We start from the raw sequence: 20,551 nt of genomic DNA, 5'->3' as shown, positions 1-20,551 counted from the left end.
ACTTTAAATGGTTGCGGAACACAACTGGAACAGATAGTGTTTGTTCTGGGTTTGTTTTTCTGATTCTGTTTTGGGGGCCGCGATGCTGACACGCAAGCAACATGAACTGCTTATGTTCATCCACGAACGGATGAAGGAAAGCGGCATTCCGCCCTCGTTCGACGAGATGAAGGAAGCGCTCGATCTCGCCTCCAAATCCGGGATCCATCGGCTGATCACGGCGCTGGAGGAACGCGGCTTCATTCGCCGGCTACCGAATCGCGCTCGTGCGCTGGAGGTGCTGCGTCTTCCCGACTCGATTGCCCCTGGCCTCAATGCGGCGCGCAAATTCTCGCCGAGCGTCATTCAGGGCAGCCTTGGCCAAAACAATTCCGGGCAGGGTAACCTCGGACGGCAGATCAAGCCGGCGCTATCGCGAATGCCTTCCGCCGGCAACAATGACGACGCCGTTGCCGCGGTGTCCATTCCGGTGATGGGCCGCATCGCCGCGGGTGTGCCGATCGACGCCATCCAGCACCAGACGCACTCCATCTCGGTACCGCCGGACATGATTACAGGCGGCGCGCACTACGCGCTCGAGGTCAAGGGCGACTCGATGATCGAAGCCGGCATCTTCGACGGCGACACGGTCATCATCCGCAATGCCGACACCGCCCAGCCTGGCGAGATCGTCGTGGCGCTGGTCGACGAGGAGGAAGCGACGCTGAAACGGTTCCGCCGCAAGGGCGCTTCGATCGCACTCGAAGCCGCCAACCCGGCCTACGAGACGCGCATCTTCGGGCCGGACCGCGTCAAGGTGCAAGGCAAGCTCGTCGGTTTGATCCGGCGTTACTGAACCACAGACGGCTTGGATTTCTCGGGCTTGCGGTATGGCGGCAGCCCCCTCGCCTCGCGCGAAAACTTTCGCTGGGTATGCCATGGCCGATATGGCGCTTCGACGGCGAAGCGGATTTCTGCACGCATGGTCGCCGATTGCGGGTTGAAGAAGACGGCGGCACTGCCGGCGCGGGCAAGCTGCCGTTTGGTGACGACAAGGATCAGCGGATTGCGGCAGGGATCGTAGGCGGTGGCATCGTCGATGACGATCAGGTCGGCAAAGGCGCAGGCTGGCCGGGCGGTCTTGCGGTCGTCGGCGAGCGCGACGATAGCGCCCGACGGATGCCTGGCTATGCACAGGCCTTCTGTGCAGTAGAACGGCGCGCCCGGCGGCAATTCGGCCGGATCGGTTATGTCAAACTGAGCGTCGCCCTTGGCGAACGTCTCCGGTTCGACGATGGTTTCGGATACCAGCGCATGCTTCCAGTTGTCGGTGGTAAACACGTTCGAACGTACCCGGTTGATGGCAAGTTCGCCGTTCCCGATCGACAGCGCCACCAGATGCCCGTCCTCCGAGATCAGGACGTCGGGCGTGCGGGTGTGGGAAATCGTCAGCAGTCCGGCGAGCGCGAAAGGAAGGGCCGCGAGCCGTAGCCGGGTCGTCGCCATGGTCGCGATGACAAGGGCGATCGTCACCAGCAGGACGGACTGACGCGAAATCAGCCCGACCGCATCGATCGGCGAGCGCTGCGATATCCAGCCGGACAGGGCAATCATCGCCGTGAGCCCTTTGCCCATCACATAGAGGAAAGGGCCGTCGGCGCCGAACGGCATCGCCAACGCGCTGAGAACCGCGAAAGGCATGACCACCAGCGAAACAACAGGCATGACGGCCAGGTTGGCGAACAGGCTGAGCGGCGAGACGCGCTGGAAGTGCCAGATGGCGAAAAGCGCCGTTGCGCCGCCGGCGATGATGGAGGTCATGGCGAGGCCGCCCATCGCAGCCAGGAATTTTCGCGTGACGAAACCAGGCAGCGATCGTCGTGGCGGTGGCGTGGTGACCTTGCCTGCACGGTAATCGGACCAGCCGGCATAGGCGCCGACAAGTGCGGCGGTCGCGGCAAACGACATCTGGAAGCTCGGGCCGACCACCTCGTGCGGCGACACCAGGATGACGGCAATCGCCGAAATCGCCAGATTGCGCATGGTCAGTGCTGCCCGGTCGAAGAGCACCGCGATCAGCATCACCGCCAGCATGATGAAGCTGCGCTCGGCCGCGACCACCACGCCAGAAATGACGAGATAGGCCGCGATCGAAAAGAGTGCGGCCGCGGCCGCGTATTTCTTGATCGGCCGGCGCGAGGAAAAATCGGGAAACAGCGCGAAGGCGCCGCGCAGCAGCGCCATGACCGTACCGGCGACCAGCGCCATATGCAGGCCGGAGATGGAAATGATGTGGTAGATGCCGGTGCGCCGCATCGCCTCGTTGATCTTTTCCGGGATACCGGCGCGCACGCCGACGATCAGGGCCGCGGCGATTTCGCCCTCGGCGCCGCCAACTTGACCGCGAATACGGTTCGCGATGCTCTCGCGGGCGTTCTCGACCGCCGAAGAAAGGCGCGCGGCAAGCAGTGTGCCATCTGGCGGCGTGGCATCCGCGCCGACAAGTTTCGGCGTGCCGAGGAAAAAGCCGCTGGCGCCGATGCCGGTGAAATAGCTGTCGAAGGAGAAATCATAGCTGTCCGGCCGCACCGGGCCGGTCGGCGGCAGCAGCCTGGCGTAGCCGGTCACCACGGATCCGGCGGTCATGCCAGGCGGTATTTTTGACGCGGAAACGCGAACCCGTTCCGGGGGATAGCGCAGCGTCGGCCGGGCGGTTGAGATCACATCGATGGCCAGCCGGACGCGGCCATTCGCCATCTGGTCGAGGCTGACGACACGGCCGGTCAGCCGCGTCGGGATTTCCGAACCGAGCATCGGCGTTGCGACGCGCCAGGTCTCGACCTTGGCGGCGAGCACGCCGAGCGCGCACAACAGCGCCGCCATGAAGCACAGATGCGTCTTGCGCCATGACCGCGAGCCGGCCGCGCACAACGCCATCAGGACCACGACGGCGATGGGTTGCGCAAAACCCGGTTCCACGGCAAGCGAGAAATAGAAGATCGCCCCGGATGCGAGGAAAACCGGCACCAGCAGGAAGGCGATGCCCCGGTCGATTTCCAGGCTGGCCGCCGAGACCACGGCGGCGCGGATGCTGGATGACGAAAGGCGGCGAAACTGCCCGCCAAGGCGGGTCGTGGTGCCGACAGTCGGGACCGGCACCGTCGGCGTGCGATCCGGCGGCAAGGGCGGCGGGATATCGAGGCGCGGCAGCGAAGCTGGCGCCGGCGGGACGGGAACGGAGGCGGCGAACAGCAACCGTTCGCTGACGCCGCTGATCGCGTCCTCGCCCTCGTCCGTATCCCGGCCTCGTCCAGCCATCGGGTCTGCCCCTTGCGCCCTTGACCTCCTATGCTACATGAACGCGCGACGCGCGAAAGTCCGCGCAACCACATCCGCTTCCAGTGCCTGCCCTGGGTCCTTCCTTCAGCGATGGCTTTCGGCGACAAGACAACCCGCCGTATAACCCGCCGTAATTTCGGCGTCGATTTGCGATCCTCGGCCGGCTTCAATCCAACGACACCAGAGCCGTGCCGCATAAGATCCGGCGCGGACAAAGCGAAACTCTCGCTGTTACATCGCGGTGACAAAAGCACCACCACGGAGGCGTCACCCGGTTACCAAGGGCAGCAAATATCTCCGACCTTCTGGGAGTGGTGTGTCAGCGTCCCCAGAGGCTGCGTGGGCGTGTCGCCGGTTGGCTGTTAGCGCGGCGACCGGATCGCTTCACGCCTAGCAAGCGGGATAGCGAAATCTCGTGAAGGCAAGGTCAAGCTGCGTTCTCCGTGTGAATCGGCGACTGGCGGTGGCTGGGAGAAATGGATGCCATGCACGTTGGGCGTCTGGAAGTCGGCGGTACATGGGCGAGAGGGCCGCGCGGTGCAATGACCGCGCAGCGCCGCCTCGCAGCGATTCTGGCTTGCGACGTGGTCGGTTATTCGCGCCTGATGGAGCGCGACGAGCGCGGCACGATCGAGCGGCTCAAGACATACCGCAAGGACCTCCTCGAACCGCTGGTCTCCGAGCATCAGGGCCGGATCGTCAAGCTCACCGGCGACGGCATGCTGTGCGAGTTCGCGAGCGTCGTCAACGCGGTGACCTCGGCGATGTCGATCCAGCAGGCTTTGGCAGAACACGAGGCGGAGACGCCCGAGGAAGAGCGGATTCGCTTCCGCATCGGCGTCAATCTCGGCGACGTGGTCTACGAGGAGGACGGCGACCTCTACGGCGACGGTGTCAACATCGCCGTCCGCCTCGAAAGCATAGCCGATCCCGGCGCCGTGGTTGTCTCGGGCACCGCCTACGACCACCTTCAGGGCAAGCTCGACGGCGGCTTCACGTCCCTCGGCGACCTGCGCCTCAAGAACATCGAGCGGCCTGTGCGCGCCTATCGCGTCGAGACCGACGCCAGCGCCTCGGTGGCTGCACCGCCTCCCCTGCCCGCGAAACCCTCGATCGCGGTTCTGCCTTTCACCAACATGAGCGGCGACCCCGACCAGGAGTACTTCGCCGACGGACTGGTGGAGGACATCATCACGGGATTGAGCCGGGTGAACTCCTTCTTCGTGATCGCCCGCAACTCGTCCTTCACCTACAAGGGCCGAGCGGTGGACCTGCGCCAGGTCGGGCGCGAGTTGGGCGTCCGCTACGTGCTCGAAGGCAGCATCCGCAGAGCAGGATCGCGGGTTCGTATCAGCGGGCAGCTGGTGGACGCGATCAGTGGGCACCATGTCTGGACCGACCGCTTCGAGGGCGACGTGAGCGACATCTTCGACCTGCAGGACAAGGTGACCGAGAGCGTCGTCGGTGCGGTCGAGCCGAGCATCAGGCTCGAGGAGATCAAGCAAGCGCGCATGAAGCCGACCGACTACATCGGTGCCTACGACCTCTACCTTCGTGCGCTACCGGGCTTCTACAGTATAACGCGCGACGGCTTCGCCGACGTGCGCCGGCTGACCAACGAGGCGCTCAGCATCGACCCGGGCTTCACCCTGGCGAAGGCACTCGGCGCCTATATTCGCAGCCTGTCCGTGAGTCAGTGCTGGCACGAGCCCGACGATACCCGCGTCGCCGTGCGCATGGCCCGCGAGGTCCTGGCGGACGCGCGAGACGACCCGACAAGCTTGCGTTTCGCCGCGCAGGTGATCGCCTACAGCGCCAAGGATTACGAGACGGCGCTGGACACGATCGAACGGTCCCTGCTCATCAATCCCAATTCGGCGCAGGGCTATACGGGCAGCGGCTGGGTGAACGCCCATTCCGGCCGCCCCCTCGTCGCGATCGAGCACTTCCACAGGGCAATGCGGCTGAGCCCGGTCGATCCCGAGAAGGGCATTGCGCTCTCCGGCATCGGGATGAGCTACCTGATGCTCGAACGCTACGAGGAAGCGCTGGCTTGGGGAGAACGAGCGCTGCGCGAGATGCCGAATTACGGCTCCTCGCACAGGGTGGTGATCATGGCACTCGCCAAACTCAATCGGCTGGATGAGGCGCAGGCGGCGGCGCTGCGGCTGATGGAGGCGTTCCCGACCTACACCCTCGGCCTGCAGAGGCAGATCAACCCGTGGCGGGACAAGGTGTTCGCCGAGCGCTACGTCGAGGCGCTGGGTATTGCCGGCGTGCCGGAGTGATTGTCGCGTTTGCAAAGACGCCTCTCCTGCGCGTCACGTCCGGTCAGGCGACGTCCCCTTGACCTTGCGTCACTTCTGGAAGGATAGTTCGCTGGCCGGCTTGTCCGAGGACTGAGCGCGTAGCGAGCTCCATTGTATTGGCTGATGCCGCTGACTGCGTCTTCGCCCTCGCCGTACCCCGACCTCGTCCAGCCGTCGGGTCTGCCCCTTGCGCCCTTGACCTCCTATGCTACATGAACGCGCAACGCGCGAAAGTCCGCGTAACCACATCCGCTCCTGCGCCTTCGCCCCGAGAGTTTCATGCCCGACAAAGTCGTCACCCGTTTTGCGCCCTCGCCCACCGGCTACCTGCACATTGGCGGGGCGCGGACGGCGCTGTTCAACTGGCTGTATTCGAAGCATACCGGCGGTGTGATGCTGCTGCGCATCGAGGACACCGACCGCGAGCGGTCGACGGATGCGGCGACGGCGGCCATTCTCGACGGCCTTTCATGGCTCGGCCTCACCTGGGACGGCGAGCCGGTCTCGCAGTTCGAGCGCGCGCCGCGCCATCGCGAGGTGGCCGAGGAGCTGGTGCGCATGGGCAAGGCCTACTATTGCTACGCGACGCCGGCGGAGCTCGAGGCGATGCGCGAGGCAGCACGGGCCAAGGGGCTCCCTCCCCGCTATGACGGCCGCTGGCGCGACCGCGACCCGTCGGAGGCGCCGGCCGGCGCCAAGGGCGCCATCCGCATCAAGGCGCCGACCGAGGGCGAGACGGTGGTGCACGACCGCGTGCAGGGCGAGGTGCGCTTTCCCAACAAGGATCTCGACGATTTCATCATCCTGCGCTCGGACGGCAATCCGACCTATATGCATGCCGTCGTCGTCGACGACCATGACATGGGCGTCACCCACATCATCCGCGGCGACGATCATCTGACCAACGCCGCCCGCCAGACGGTGATCTACCGCGCCATGGGCTGGGACGTGCCGTCGATGTCGCATATCCCGCTGATCCACGGCGCTGACGGCGCCAAGCTGTCGAAGCGGCACGGTGCGCTTGGCGTCGAGGCCTATCGCGCCATGGGCTATCTGCCCGAGGCGCTGCTCAACTATCTGGCGCGGCTGGGCTGGAGCCATGGCGACGACGAGGTGATGTCGATCAAGGACATGATCGCCTGGTTCGATATCGGTGACGTCAACAAAGGGGCGGCGCGTTTCGACTTCGCCAAGCTCGAGGCTCTGAACGGCGTGCACATGCGCCGCATGAGCGACGCCGATCTGTTCGACATCTTCATCGCCACGCTGCCCTATCTCGAAGCTGGTCCGGCGATCGCCGAGCGTCTCGACGACCGGCGCAAGGCGCAGTTGCTTGCCGCCTTGCCGGGCCTGAAGGAGCGTGCCAAGACCCTGGTGGAACTTGTCGACGGTGCCGGCTTCCTGTTCACCGAGCGGCCGCTGCCGATCGACGAGAAGGCCGCGGCATTGCTCGCTGGCAAGGCGCGCGAGGTCTTGCGCGGCGCCCGCGACGCGCTGAAGGCGGTTTCAGTCGACTGGACCGCCGCAGCGGCCGAAGCGGCGATCCGCGACTATGCGCAGGCCGGCGGCTATAAGCTGGGCACTGTGGCTCAGCCCTTGCGAGCAGCGCTTACCGGCAAAAGCACCTCGCCCGGCGTGTTCGACGTACTTGCCGTTCTCGGCCGCGAGGAGAGCCTGGCGCGTATAGCGGATCAAATCGATTAGGAGCAAACTGGCCCAAGAAGATTGGCATTGAAAGGCGCGTTTCGCAGTGCAACATTGGACTTGGCCCAATCTGGCACGCACCCCTCCACAATGCGGTGGCGAATACGCGCATTTCCGGTGATTTCGACGTGTCGCTTTGCAGAATTTTGCCTTTGCCGGCATGAGGAAACAAAAAGGAGTTTGCAATGACCGAAGCTGCGACAAAACTGGAATTTGGTGGCAGAGACCACCCGTCGACGGCGAAGCTGGAGCTCGGCGGCAAGACTCATGAGTTCAAGGTGCGAAGCGGTTCGGTCGGACCTGATGTCATCGACATCGGCGCGCTTTACAGCACCACCGGCGCCTTCACTTACGATCCCGGCTTCACCTCGACGGCAAGCTGCGAGTCGGAAATCACCTTCATCGACGGCGATGCCGGCATCCTGTTGCATCGCGGTTACCCGATCGACCAGCTGGCCGAACATGGCGACTTCCTCGAAGTCTGCTACCTCCTGCTCTACGGCGAATTGCCGACCAAGGCGCAGAAGGACGATTTCGACTACCGGGTGACGCGTCACACCATGGTGCATGAGCAGATGTCGCGCTTCTTCACCGGCTTTCGCCGCGACGCGCACCCGATGGCGGTGATGTGCGGCGTGGTCGGTGCCCTGTCGGCCTTCTATCACGACTCCACCGACATCTCGGACCCGTACCAGCGCATGGTTGCTTCGATGCGGCTGATCGCCAAGATGCCGACGATCGCGGCGATGGCCTACAAGTACCACATCGGCCAGCCCTTCATTTACCCGAAGAACGAGCTGAATTTCGCGGCCAACTTCCTGCATATGTGCTTTGCGGTGCCCTGCGAGGAATACAAGATCAATCCGGTGCTGGCGCGCGCCATGGAGCGCATCTTCATCCTGCATGCCGATCACGAGCAGAATGCCTCGACCTCGACCGTGCGCCTTGCCGGCTCGTCGGGCGCCAACCCGTTTGCCTGTATCGCTGCCGGCATCGCTTGCCTGTGGGGCCCGGCGCATGGCGGCGCCAACGAGGCCGCCCTGAACATGCTGGGCGAAATCGGCCATGTCGACCACATCCCGGAATTCATCGCCCGCGCCAAGGACAAGAACGATCCCTTCCGGCTGATGGGCTTCGGTCACCGCGTCTACAAGAACTACGATCCGCGCGCCAAGATCATGCAGAAGACGGCGCATGAGGTGCTGGGCGAACTCGGCATCAAGGACGATCCGCTGCTCGACATCGCCATGGAACTGGAAAAGATCGCGCTGACCGATGCCTATTTCATCGAGAAGAAGCTTTATCCGAACGTCGACTTCTATTCCGGCATCACGCTGAAGGCGCTGGGCTTCCCCACCACCATGTTCACCGTGCTATTCGCGGTCGCCCGCACCGTGGGCTGGATCGCACAGTGGAAGGAAATGATCGAGGACCCGCACCAGAAGATCGGCCGTCCGCGCCAGCTCTATACCGGTGCGCCGGAACGCGACTACGTGCCGATTGCGAAGAGATGAGTGAGTAGTGAGTAGAAGGCAGTTAACGCCGATCAGCGCTCCCTTGCTACTCACTAATCCCTACTCCCTACTCGTTTCTTGATGTATCCCATCACCACCTCAGCCGCGATATCGCCGGACGGCCTGTCAGAGGCCATGCGTCTGGTCACCTCGGCAAAGCCGTCCTTCTGCCAGGCGCGATAGGCCGTGTCGGAAAACAGCGCTTCCAGCTGCCGCGCCAGATAGGCCGGCCGCACATATTCGTTGTAGTGCTCGGTCACCACCGGCTGGTCCACGATGAGATTGGGCAAGGCAGCACTCCATACGGTGATCAGGCGCTGGGCCAGCCGCATGACCGGATCAAGCCGGTAGCAGGAGATCATCGGTACGCCTGACAACGCCAGTTCCAGCGACACCGTTCCCGAGGCGATCAGCGCCGCGTCGGCCTTGCCGAAGGCCTGCCATTTGCGTTCGGAATCAAGAATGATCTCCGGCTTTTCGTCCCAGCTTGCGACCGCAGCCCTGACCAGGTCGGCAACGTGCGGCACCGTCGGCAAAAGCACTCGCAAGCGGTGTCCGCGCGCGCGCAGGATCGAGATTGTCTTGCCGAACGGACCCGCCAGCCGCCGCACCTCGCCGCTGCGCGAACCTGGCAGCACAAGCAGCGTTTTCACCCGGTCTGCGGACAGGTCGCGCGGCAGGCCTTGCGCCCTGGCGGCGGCGAGCACGCCCGGATCATGCGTGAGACGATGACCGACATAGGTGCCCGGCGGACCGCCCAGGCGCGCGAGCTCCTTCGCCTCGAAAGGCAGGATGCAAAGAATGTGGTCGATATACGGCCTCATCGCCACCGCCCTGCCCGGCCGCCAAGCCCACACGCTCGGGCAGACATAGTGGACGATCGGGATCGTCGGATCGGCGGCACGCACCTTCCTTGCCACGCGCAGCGAGAAATCCGGGCTGTCGATGGTGATCAGGCAGTCGGGGTTGTCGCCCGCAATCGCATTGGCGGTCTGGCCGATCCGCCGCATCAGGCGCGGCAGGTCGCGCAGGACGGCGCTCAGGCCCGTCAGTGCGATCTCGCTGCCCTCGAACAGCGGCGTAAGACCGAGCGCCTGCAGATGGCGTCCACCAATGCCGACAAGCCTGATCTCGCGGCCGGTCGCGCGCTTGAGCGCCTGGACGAGATCGGCGCCGAGCAGGTCGCCGGATTCCTCGCCGGCGACGATGGCAATCTTCAGCGGCCCGTCATTGACCATGGGCCAGTTCCGCAGGAGGCAGGCCAATCACGAACAGGCCGAGCGCATCGGCGCGCGCGACAACGACCGGGCCTTCCAGGACCAGCGACCGGCCGGCCTCGACGGCAATGCCGGCAAGGCCGGCGGCATGCGCCGCCTCGATCGTCTGCGGGCCGATGGAGGGCAGATCGGCGCGCAACTCCTGGCCGGGCTTGGCGCATTTGACCAGCACACCGCGTGCCTTGCCGGCCAGCCTGCCATGGCCGCGCAACTCCCTTGTCCGTTCAAGCAGCCCGTTGGTGCCTTCGATGCCTTCAAGCGCAATGGCGCGGCCACCGACCGCGACGGCCGCCTGGCCGATATCAAGCGCGCCGATTGCCTTTGCCGCCGCGCGGGCCGCCTCGATGTCGCGCCAGTCGGATTTCCGCGGCACCGCCCTGGTCAGCGGGCCTTCGGCCGCAACCAGATCTGGCACGACCTCGTGAGCGCCAACAACCTTGACGCCGCGCGTTTCCAGAGCCCGCGTCAGGATCTTCAGCAGCCCGTCGTCGCCGCGGGCCAGCGCCATGACCACCGAAGGCACCACGGCCAGCAAACCGAGGCTCGGGCGCATGTCAGTCAGCCTCGGCCGTCGCCTGATCTCGCCGGCGAGGACAAGATGGCTGATCCGTCGCCGCTTCAGCAGCGAAGCCAGCGAACCGATATCTTCCAGTGCGAGGCTCTCATGCTCGTAGCCGTCGAGGTCGGGCTTGCGGTCGACTTCACCCTCGATCTGGATGATGACCGGCGGATAGCCCTGCCCGGTCAGGCCGAGAGCCACTTCGACCGGGAGACTGCCGCCACCGGCGATGATGCCGAACCTGGCGCCAGGCGCGAGATCAAGGCCCGACCGCGAGGCCTCAGTCTTCGTCATCGGCTCTTAGTCTTCGTCATCGCCGCCGTCGTCGTCGCCGGCCTTGAGCGAGGGGACGGCGTAATGCCGCTTGCCGCGGCTGGTGATGAAATCGACGATCTTCATGGCTGTGGGCGAGGAAGCGAATTCCGCCCTGGCGAACTCGATATTCTCGCCGACGGTTCGGGAGCGATCGAAGATCGTCCTGTAGACCTTGCGCAGAGTGTGGATTTCGGAGCGTGGCAGGCCGGCGCGTTTCAGGCCAATAATGTTGAGGCCGCGAAGGCTGGCCCGGTTGCCGGCGGCCATGGCGTAAGGAATGATGTCGCCGACGATTGCCGAGCAACCGCCGAGAAAGGCATTGTCGCCGATGCGCACGAATTGATGAACGGCGGTGAGGCCGCCGATATAGACGTTGTCGCCGACCTCGCAATGGCCGCCCAATGTCGCCTGATTGGCGAAGGTGGCATTCTTGCCGACGACGCAGTCGTGGGCGATGTGGGCGTAAGCCAGGAAATTGCCGTTGTCGCCGACGACGGTCTCGCCGCGGCTGGAATCGGTGCCGAGATGCATGGTCACGCCTTCGCGGATCGTACAGTTCTCGCCGATGACCAGCGTGGTGCGGCCGCCCTTGTGCTTGGTGTTCTGCGGCGGCCCGCCCAGTATCGCCATCGGATAGACCTTGGTCGAGGCGCCGATCGTGGTGGCGCCCAGCACCGAGACGTGGCTGACCAGTTCGACACGGTCGCCGATCACCGCGTCGGCGCTGACATGACAGAAGGGGCCGATGCGGACGCCTTCGCCGATGTTGGCGCCCGCCTCGATGACCGAAGATGGATGGATGACTGTCTGGATTTTCATAAGCATTCGATCGTCAATCGCTGGTGACCATCATCGCCGAGATCTCAGCCTCGGCGGCCTTGACGCCGTCGACCAGGGCCTCGCAGGCGAATTTGAGCAGGTTGCCGCGTTTCTTGATTTTCTTGACATGGATCTTGAGCTGGTCGCCGGGAACGACCGGCTTGCGGAATTTGGCATTGTCGATGGTCAGGAAATAGACCAGGGACGGTTTTTCGGCGGCAAGGCTGCGGATGCAGATGGCGCCGGCTGTCTGCGCCATTGCCTCGACTATCAGCACGCCGGGCATGACCGGCTGGTCCGGGAAATGACCCTGGAAATGCGGCTCGTTTATGGTCACGTTCTTGATGCCGATGGCGGACTCGTCGCCATCGATGTCGATGATGCGGTCGATCATCAGGAATGGATAGCGATGCGGCAGGAGCTTCATCAGCCCTAATATGTCGACAGCTTCGAGCGTCGTTGCCGCGTCCATCTCAGCTATTTCCCCCGTCGCCCGATTTGCGCGCCCTTGCCAGTCTTCGCAGGGCCGCGATCTCCCGCATGGCTTCCGCCATCGGTTGTGCCGGGTACCCTCCCCAGATCTCGCCCGCCGGGACGTTGCTCATGAACCCACTTCTTGCTGCAAGCTTGGCTCCTGTCCCGATGGTCAGGTGATCCGCAAGGCCGACGCCGCCACCCATGGTGACGTTGTCACCCACCGTTACGGAACCGGAAATACCGGAAAGTCCGGCTATTATGCAATTGCGGCCGATGCGGACGTTATGAGCGATCTGCACCAGATTGTCGATCTTCGTGCCTTGGCCGATGATCGTGTCGGACATCGCGCCACGGTCGACCGTAGTGTTCGAGCCGATCTCGACGTCGTCCTGGATGACGACGCGGCCGATTTGCGGAACGCGCTCCGGCCCCTTGGCGCCCGCCACAAAGCCGAAACCGTCCTGGCCGATACGGGCGCCGCCATGAATGATGACGCGGTTGCCGATCAACGCATACTGGACGCTGGCGCCGGGACCGACATAGCCGTCGCGGCCGATCTGGCAGGAGTAGCCGATGACGGCATGGGGAGCGATGACCGTTCCGCTGCCGATCGAGACCCGCGGCCCGATCACCGCGCCAGCCTCGATCACTGCGCCAGCCTCGATATGAGCGGTCGCATCGACATGGGCTTGCGGCGAGATGCCGGTTTCGCCCGTCATCGGCCCCGGTGTCGCGGCTGTCGGGAAAAGCAGGCGACCGACCATCGCGAAAGCCTGCTGCGGGCGCGGATGAACCAGAACCGCGACGCCCGCCGGCGCCTTGCTGGCGAATTCGGTGGGGCAGAGAACGGCGGCGGCCTTCAGCGACTGCATCAGCGCGAAGTTGCGCCTGCCGTCGACGAAAACGAGCGCGTGCTCGCCGCCCTCGTTTGCCGGCGCCAAGGCCGCGATCGGTATGTGGGACTGACTGGAATCGGCAAGCACCGCGCCGGTCAGATTCGCGACTTCGCCGGCCGTATACCGGCGTGAGGGCGCGAAGAACACCGGATCGGTCATTCCAGAAGCAATATCCAGCTAGTGCATGACCCCGAAAGTCGGAATCGATCTTCGGAAAGGATCATGCGCAAAATCAAAGTGCTACAGCGTCCCTTGCGCGCGCGGCGCTGTAGTGTCGGATCACTCTCTTCCGGGCCCCAACGGCCCGGAAGCACCGTCCCCGCGGATCAGAAGCGGGTCGATATGCCGAAATTGAATTCCTGCACGTCGTCGGTATCTTCTTTCTTGACCGGGATCGCATAGTCGATACGGATCGGGCCGAAGGGCGAAGCCCACATCAGGCCGACGCCGACCGAGGCGCGCCACTCCATGCCGGTTGTCGATTGGTCGACAAGGTCGGAAGCGAGCTTGCTGCCATAGAGCGTCGCCGCATCGGCGAAGACCGCGCCGCGCAGGCCGAAGCTTTCCGGAATGACCGGCAGCGGGAACTGGGCTTCCGCCGAAGCATTGAAATAGGTGGTGCCGCCGAGATGATCGCCAGCGTCTTCGCTGTCAACCGGGCCGATGCCACCATAAGCGAAGCCACGGATCATGCGGTCGCTGCTCTGGAAGTGATCAAAGACGCGCAGGTCGCCGCTGCCATAGCCCTGGACATGGCCGGCGCCACCCGAAATCAAGCCGACCAGATCGAGTTGCTCCGACAGTGTCTGATAATAGCTGCCGCGCGCCGTGACCTTGACGTATTTGGCGTCGCCGCCGAGACCCGCAAATTCCGTGCTGACATTGGCATAGATGCCGTCATGCGGGTTCTTCATGTCGTCGATGGTGTTGTAGAGCAGGCCGAGGCTGACCGACGACTTGAGCCAGGGGCTCTGATCGATGCCATCTAGGATTGCGGTGGAGACATCGCATCCGCTTGCAGGATCATATTCTCCGTCGGCGCCCTTACAACCATCGTCGAGTTCATACTTCTCCTGCGAGATATTATACGCAAGCTGGGTCGAAATGTTGTCGGTGATCGGCAGGCCGAAGCGAACCGTCGCGCCGAGCGTCTCGCTGTTATAATCGTCATATTCCCTGGTCCGCTGGTAGATGTCGAAACCGGCGGCAATGCGCCGTCCAAGGAAATATGGCTCGGTGAATGAGAGGCTGTAGTCGCGCGAATTCTTGCCGCCGCCGGCCGACAGCTTGATGAACTGGCCGCGGCCGAGGAAGTTGCGCTCGGTGATCGATCCCTCGACGGACGGGCCTGCCGTGTCGCCGCCTGTCGAATAGCCGGCGCCGACCGAGAACTCGCCGGTCGATTTCTCGACCACGTCGACCACGAGCACGACCTGGTCGGGCTGTGAGCCCGGCACGGTGGAAACTTCGACTTTCTGAAAATAATCGAGCGCTTCAAGCCGCTTCTTCGCGCGCTGGATCAGGACCTGGTTGAAGGCATCGCCCTCGCTTACGTCGAACTCGCGGCGAATGACATAGTCGCGTGTACGATCGTTGCCGCGGATCTCGATGCGCTCGACATAGGCCTTGGTGCCCTGATCGATCGTATAGACGACCGAAATCGTATGGTTCTCGAAATTGCGGTCGCCGCGCGGCGTTACCTGGGCGAAGGCATAGCCCGAGCCGGCGACCTTCTCGGTCAGCGCGATGATGGTGTCTTCGACATTCTTGGCGTTGTAGACGTCGCCCTTGTGGGTTTCGACCACCGACTCGAGAGACTTACCGTCAACCTCGGGAATAGTGCTCTCGACGCTGACGTCGCCGAATGTGTAGCGGTCGCCTTCCTGCACGGTGATGGTCACCGTGTATTTATTGGTGGCGTTGTCGAGTTCGCCAACCGCCGAGACGACCTGGAAATCGGCGTAACCGTGATTGTAATAGAAGCGGCGCAGCAGCTCCTGGTCGGCGTTCAGCTTGTCTTCGTCGTAAACGTCGTCGCGCAGCACGAAGGACAACCAGGTCGAGCGCTTGGTGTTGATCACGTCCGACAGGCGGCGGCTCGAATAGGCGCTGTTGCCGACGAAATTGATCGCCGCGATCTGGGTGCGGTCGCCTTCGTTGATGTTGAAGACAACGTTCACACGGTTGTCGCCGAGATCCATGATCTGGGTGGTCACGGCGGCGTCGTCGCGGCCAATGCGCCTATAGGCAGCCTTGACCGCCTCGACGTCGGCGTCGAGCGTCGCCTGCGAGAAGGTTCCGCGCGGCTTCAACTGGACCGCCATCGCCAGCGCGTTGTCCTTGAGCTTCTTGTTGCCCTGGAAAAGCACCTGGTTGACGACCTGATATTCGGAAACCTTGATGACCAGCGCCGAACCGACCTGGTTGATCTGGACGTCGGAAAACAGGCCGGTGCCGAACAGCGCCTTCACAGCATCGTCGATGTCGGAACTGGAAAACGCCTTGCCGGGCTTGATCGAGACGTAGTTGCGGATGGTGTCGGCATCGACACGCTGATTGCCGCTGACTTCAACTCTCGAGACGACAGCGGCCTCGGCGGCCGATGTGGCAACGAACTGCACTGCGAGCGCACCTGGCACGACCAGGGCGGCGGACAAGGCCACCGCGGACGCGGCGCTCAGAAACTTGGATGCTGCCTTCATCGGGCTTTTGTACCTTTTCTCGTAGTCCCCACGGCGAGAAAACCGGACGTGCGGTAATTTCCCCTACCGTATTAACCGGATTTTCCCTACACGCAAGGCTTCTGGTTAATTTGTAATTACTTAACCTTGGGGCGTGGCTTTCGCGTCACGCCAACCCCCGCGCATGGTAAACGGCGTCTCAACATTGGTGGTGCCGAAGCCGGATTTCTTCATGATTTCAGCATCCAAACAGATCGTTCCAGAAAACGAAGCCCATGAAGCCCAAGACCAGAAGCAGGCCGCTCCTGTAGGCCATTTCCATCATCCGTTCCGACACCGGCCGCCGGATGACGGCCTCCACGCCGTAGAACAACAGATGGCCGCCGTCGAGGGGGGGAATCGGCAAAAGATTGAGGATCCCGATACCGACCGACAACAGCGCAGCGAGTTGCACGAGCCAATCGAAGCCCAGTTTCGCCGCCTGCCCCGACATCTTGGCGATCTTGATCGGGCCGCCCAGCTGGCACTTGTCCTCGCGACCGACGACGAAACGCTGCAGGAATTGGCCGGTGCGCTGAATGATGTGGCCGGTCTCCTCGACCGCCGCCCCTACCGCTCCGACCGGGCTGTAGGTGATCAGCCTGGGCTGGCCTGCTTCCTTGTTGTTGACGACGCCGATCACGGCCAACTTGACCTTGTTGCCGAGCGCATCCTGCTGCTCCATCAGCTCCGGCGTCGCGGTGACGGTCACGTCCTTGCCGTCACGCAGCATGACGAAGGTAATGGTATCGCCGGCGCGGCCGGAGACCAGGCGCTGGACATCGGAGAAGGTCTCGATCTTGCTGCCGTCAACGCTGACGAATCGGTCGCCGGGCAAGATGCCAGCCTTTTCAGCCGGACTGCCGGCGGTAACTTGAGCCACCGTCGGCTCCATCACCGGGCGGCCGTAGAGGGAAAACATCACGGTGAAGACGGCAATCGTCAGCAGGAAATTGAACAGCGGACCAGCCACCACCGTCGCCGCGCGCTTCCAGATCGGCTGCGTGTGGAACGCGACCTTGCGTTCGGCATCGGTCAGCGATTCGAGCTCTTCCGAGCTGGGCTGGCTTGAGGTGGCGTTCATGTCGCCGACGAATTTGACATAGCCGCCGAGCGGTATGGCGCAGAGTTTCCAGCGCGTGCCGTGGCTGTCCTTGAAGCCGAAGAGTTCCGGGCCGAAGCCGATCGAAAAGGCCTGCACGCCGATACCGCACCAGCGGCCGACGAGGTAGTGGCCCATTTCGTGGACGAACACCACCACGGTCAGCACAAACAGGAAAGGCACCAGCGTGCCGAGGACAAAGCCCTCCGTGCTGAAAACCGCGTGAAGAATCTCGTTCAATTCATGCCCTCAAATTCGTCCGCAGCAAGATTTTTCCGCGATCCAGGTTCTTCCGCCACACAGGGTGCGCCGGGACTGTGACATCAATCCAGGCGAATCCATGGCGCATTCCGCGCCACGCCAAGAAACAATATCGTTCAAGCGGGAAACAGCCCCTGTGCCGGATGGTCGGCGCTCGCCGAAATCCAGCCGATGACGTATAGGGCAAAAGCGGCCGCGACAAGCCCGTCGACCCGGTCCATGACGCCGCCATGGCCAGGTATCAGCGCGCCCGAATCCTTGCGGCCGTGACGGCGCTTCACCCAGGATTCGAAGAGATCGCCAGCCTGGGAGACGATCGAGAGCACCAGCGCAACGACGCCGAGCATGGCAAGATTGCCGGCCCCGGCCACGGCGGCCAGCAGCAGCCCGGCAATGACGCCGCCAACGGCGCCGCCGACTGCGCCGCTCTGGGTCTTGCCCGGCGAGATCGATGGCGCCAGTTTCGGGCCGCCGACGCTGCGGCCGACGAAATAGGCAAAGATATCGGTCGCCCAAACCACCGCGAACAGGAACAGAATGGCGATGAGGCCGGGATGGTCGCCGTCGCGCAAAAGAGCAAGCGACAGACCCGAAACGGCCGCATAGGCAAGGCCGGATGCATCCCATTGTCCTGTCCTGCGCGCCCAGGCCGCGGCCACGACGACCGCGACCAGCACGGCGACCAGAGGCAGCAGCCAGAAGGCCGGCAGGCCGGCGATCAAGGCGCCGACGAAGACCACAAGCAGCGCTTCCGGCAGAAAGCCAAGACCTGGGCCGGCGGCCGGGCGGCACATCCGCGTCCATTCGTGGAAGATCACGGCCGCCATGGCGGCGCACAGCAGGCGGAACGGCAGTCCGCCAAGCCAGGTCAGGCCAAGCGTGGCGGCGGCGAGCACGAGAGAGGAGATGATACGAAGCTGAAGGTTGCTCATCCCTTGGCCGTCACGGCGACGTCCTGGGCGCCAAGCCCGCCGAAACGGCGCTCGCGGCCGGCGAAATCACGCAACGCGTCGGCCAAATGCTCGCGGCTGAAATCGGGCCAATAGCAAGGCAGGAAGACGAGCTCGCTATAGGCCGCCTGCCACAGCAGGAAATTCGACAGCCTGAGTTCGCCGCTGGTGCGTATGACCAGTTCCGGGTCCGGAATGCCCTCAGTGTCGAGGGCGCCGGCAAAGGACTCGGCCGTGATCGCCTCGCTGTCGAGTTCGCCGCGCGCCACGGCGGAGGCCAGCTTGCGTGCCGTGCGCACGATCTCGTCGCGTCCGCCATAATTGAAGGCGATGATCAGGGTCAGCGCCTCGTTGCGCGCGGTCAGCGTTTCGGCCTCTTCAAGCAGGGTCCTGATATCGGACTGCAGCCCTGCCCTGTCGCCGATGATCCTGACCCGCACGCCGCTCTGATGCAGTTCGGCGAGATCGCGACGGATGAAGAGTTTCAAGAGGCCCATCAGGTCGCTGACTTCGGACTTCGGCCGCGACCAGTTTTCCGATGAGAAGGCGTAGACCGTCAGGAAGGAAATGCCGAGGCCGGGAGCAGCACGCACCGTTTTGCGCAGCGCCTCGACGCCGGCCCGATGCCCGGCAAGCCGCGGCATGCCACGCGCCTTGGCCCAGCGTCCATTTCCGTCCATGATTATCGCGACATGCGCGGGGCTTGTCATAGTTTCGCTTTCGGGTCGGGTACCTGCCCTTAAACCTGCATGATTTCAGCTTCCTTATCGGAAAGCAGGTGGTCGATCGTGCTGATCATCTCGTCGGTGAGCTTCTGGACCTGATCGGAGCGCTTGCGCTGATCGTCCTCGCTGATATCGCCGTCTTTTTCCGCCTTCTTGAGAAAGTCCATGCCGTCGCGGCGCACATGGCGCACGGCGACGCGGGCATTCTCGGCATAACCATGCGAGATCTTGACCAGTTCCTTGCGGCGCTGTTCGTTGAGCTCGGGCAGCGGAATTCTGAGATTGGTGCCATCGACGATCGGATTGAAGCCGAGATTGGATTCACGGATGGCGCGATCGACCGCGCCGACCATCGACTTGTCCCAGACCGAAACCGAAATCATGCGTGGCTCGGGCACCGACACATTCGCCACCTGGTTGATCGGCATGGTGGTGCCGTAGGCCTGCACCTGGATGGCGTCGAGCAAATTGCTCGACGCGCGGCCGGTCCGCAGCGAAGCCAGATCGTGTTTGAACGCCGCGATCGCCCCGTCCATGCGCCGCTTGAGATCATCGTATTCGCCACTCATCATCGTCTCCTCGACCCGTTGGTCCGGGTTCACTGTTCAGGGGAAACCCCGCATTTGAGTCTCAACTCGAAAATCCGCTTTGTTCACGCGGACCTTCGTTCGGGATCTTGCTCCCGATCAGCTGTCCGCGACGACCGTGCAGCGGCCGCCGCCCCTCAGAATATCCCCAAAGCCGCCCTTCTCGTGTATCGAATAGACGATTATCGGAATGTTGTTTTCGCGCGCAAGTGCAATCGCAGCCGTATCCATGATCGAAAGCCCGCGTTTGATCACTTCGGCATGGCTGATGCGCTCGAAGCGCGTCGCATTCGGGTCCTTCTTGGGATCGGCCGAGTAGACGCCGTCGACCTGGGTGCCCTTGAACAGCGCATCGGCGCCGATCTCGGCGGCGCGAAGCGCTGCGGCCGAATCGGTGGTGAAGAAGGGATTGCCGGTGCCGCCGGCGAAAATGACCACCTTGCCCTGGTTCATGTAAGCGGTCGCCTGGCGCTGGGAAAAGCTCTCGCAAAGCTCGGGCATGGCGATCGCCGAGAGCACCACGGCGTCGACGCCGATCTTGTTCAGCGAGGTGCGCAGCGCCAGCGAGTTGATGACCGTGGCAAGCATGCCCATGTGGTCGCCGGTGACGCGGTCGCCACCCTTGGAAGCAACCGCCACGCCACGAAAGATATTGCCGCCGCCGATGACGACGCCAACCTCGATGCCGAGCGCGCGAGCCTCGGCGATGTCGGCGGCGATGCGATCGACGACCGATACGTCGATGCCGAAATGCTGTTCGCCCATCAACGCTTCGCCTGATGCTTTCAGCAAGACACGTCGGTAGAGGGGCTTCACCGTCATTTGGTCCTCGTCATTGTGCATGTGACGCCTTCGGGCGCCGCGCCCGGAAACACTGGCTCCGATACACGAAGGGGGGCCCCCGCGGAACCGCGCCCCCCCCCCGCAAACACCAAAAAAAATTAATAAAAAACCCCCCAAAACAACAAAAAAAAAAAAAAAAAAAAAAAACAACAAAAAAAAAAAAAAAAAAAAAAAA

The 20,551-nt window shown here is 63.4% G+C and carries 15 protein-coding genes and 1 pseudogene; 4 read left to right on the top strand and 12 right to left on the bottom strand.

Annotated elements, in window-relative coordinates:
• Window positions 1-82: 82 nt before the first annotated feature.
• Window positions 83-835: a transcriptional repressor LexA gene (gene lexA / locus AC0L2H_RS13665; RefSeq protein WP_473590699.1), complete on the top strand. Its 753-nt coding sequence runs from the start codon at window positions 83-85 to the stop codon at window positions 833-835.
• Here the strand turns inward: lexA and AC0L2H_RS13660 are convergent.
• Window positions 829-3,297, bottom strand: coding sequence for a ComEC/Rec2 family competence protein (locus AC0L2H_RS13660; RefSeq protein ID WP_473590698.1), 2,469 nt, complete (start codon window positions 3,295-3,297; stop codon window positions 829-831). The genes lexA and AC0L2H_RS13660 overlap by 7 nt on opposite strands.
• A 563-nt stretch (window positions 3,298-3,860) precedes the next feature.
• Between AC0L2H_RS13660 and AC0L2H_RS13655 the strand changes: the two genes are divergently transcribed.
• The 3 genes from AC0L2H_RS13655 (at window position 3,861) to gltA (ending at window position 8,845) form a co-directional block, all read left to right on the top strand.
• Window positions 3,861-5,606, top strand: coding sequence for an adenylate/guanylate cyclase domain-containing protein (locus AC0L2H_RS13655; RefSeq protein WP_473590697.1), 1,746 nt, complete (start codon window positions 3,861-3,863; stop codon window positions 5,604-5,606).
• A gap of 300 nt (window positions 5,607-5,906) precedes the next feature.
• Complete coding sequence (gene gltX, locus AC0L2H_RS13650) at window positions 5,907-7,331, top strand: glutamate--tRNA ligase (RefSeq protein ID WP_473590696.1); 1,425 nt, start codon at window positions 5,907-5,909, stop codon at window positions 7,329-7,331.
• A gap of 185 nt (window positions 7,332-7,516) precedes the next feature.
• Window positions 7,517-8,845, top strand: a complete 1,329-nt coding sequence (gene gltA / locus AC0L2H_RS13645) for a citrate synthase (protein WP_107647691.1) — start codon at window positions 7,517-7,519, stop codon at window positions 8,843-8,845.
• 53 nt (window positions 8,846-8,898) lie between these two features.
• On the opposite strand, the gene lpxB is transcribed toward gltA, so the two are convergent.
• From lpxB to pyrH, 11 genes and pseudogenes are all read right to left on the bottom strand, one after another.
• Window positions 8,899-10,083 carry a lipid-A-disaccharide synthase gene (lpxB, locus tag AC0L2H_RS13640; RefSeq protein ID WP_473590695.1) on the bottom strand — a complete coding sequence of 395 codons (1,185 nt, stop codon included), beginning with the start codon at window positions 10,081-10,083 and terminating at the stop codon, window positions 8,899-8,901.
• Window positions 10,073-10,975, bottom strand: coding sequence for an LpxI family protein (locus AC0L2H_RS13635; RefSeq protein WP_473590694.1), 903 nt, complete (start codon window positions 10,973-10,975; stop codon window positions 10,073-10,075). Before AC0L2H_RS13635 ends, lpxB begins: the two co-directional genes overlap by 11 nt.
• A 6-nt stretch (window positions 10,976-10,981) precedes the next feature.
• Window positions 10,982-11,815, bottom strand: coding sequence for an acyl-ACP--UDP-N-acetylglucosamine O-acyltransferase (lpxA, locus tag AC0L2H_RS13630; protein ID WP_473590693.1), 834 nt, complete (start codon window positions 11,813-11,815; stop codon window positions 10,982-10,984).
• 13 nt (window positions 11,816-11,828) lie between these two features.
• Complete coding sequence (gene fabZ / locus AC0L2H_RS13625) at window positions 11,829-12,287, bottom strand: 3-hydroxyacyl-ACP dehydratase FabZ (RefSeq protein ID WP_208636332.1); 459 nt, start codon at window positions 12,285-12,287, stop codon at window positions 11,829-11,831.
• 1 nt (window position 12,288) lies between these two features.
• Window positions 12,289-13,347 (bottom strand): UDP-3-O-(3-hydroxymyristoyl)glucosamine N-acyltransferase, encoded by a 1,059-nt coding sequence (lpxD, locus tag AC0L2H_RS13620; protein ID WP_473590692.1) that lies wholly within the window; start codon window positions 13,345-13,347, stop codon window positions 12,289-12,291.
• 167 nt (window positions 13,348-13,514) lie between these two features.
• Window positions 13,515-15,890 (bottom strand): outer membrane protein assembly factor BamA, encoded by a 2,376-nt coding sequence (gene bamA, locus AC0L2H_RS13615; protein WP_473590691.1) that lies wholly within the window; start codon window positions 15,888-15,890, stop codon window positions 13,515-13,517.
• A 217-nt stretch (window positions 15,891-16,107) separates the two neighbouring features.
• Window positions 16,108-17,250, bottom strand: a complete 1,143-nt coding sequence (gene rseP, locus AC0L2H_RS13610) for an RIP metalloprotease RseP (RefSeq protein ID WP_473590690.1) — start codon at window positions 17,248-17,250, stop codon at window positions 16,108-16,110.
• A gap of 137 nt (window positions 17,251-17,387) precedes the next feature.
• Window positions 17,388-18,203, bottom strand: a complete 816-nt coding sequence (locus AC0L2H_RS13605) for a phosphatidate cytidylyltransferase (protein WP_473590689.1) — start codon at window positions 18,201-18,203, stop codon at window positions 17,388-17,390.
• Window positions 18,200-18,946 (bottom strand): annotated as a pseudogene (locus tag AC0L2H_RS13600) (isoprenyl transferase); the annotation flags it as partial. The gene AC0L2H_RS13605 and the pseudogene AC0L2H_RS13600, both read right to left, overlap by 4 nt.
• A 14-nt stretch (window positions 18,947-18,960) precedes the next feature.
• Window positions 18,961-19,515: a ribosome recycling factor gene (gene frr, locus AC0L2H_RS13595; protein ID WP_006334575.1), complete on the bottom strand. Its 555-nt coding sequence runs from the start codon at window positions 19,513-19,515 to the stop codon at window positions 18,961-18,963.
• A 117-nt stretch (window positions 19,516-19,632) separates the two neighbouring features.
• Window positions 19,633-20,355: a UMP kinase gene (pyrH, locus tag AC0L2H_RS13590; RefSeq protein WP_081609795.1), complete on the bottom strand. Its 723-nt coding sequence runs from the start codon at window positions 20,353-20,355 to the stop codon at window positions 19,633-19,635.
• Window positions 20,356-20,551: the final 196 nt, after the last annotated feature.

Source organism: Mesorhizobium sp. WSM4871, from assembly GCF_055811295.1.
This window is presented reverse-complemented; position numbering and strand designations above follow the sequence as displayed.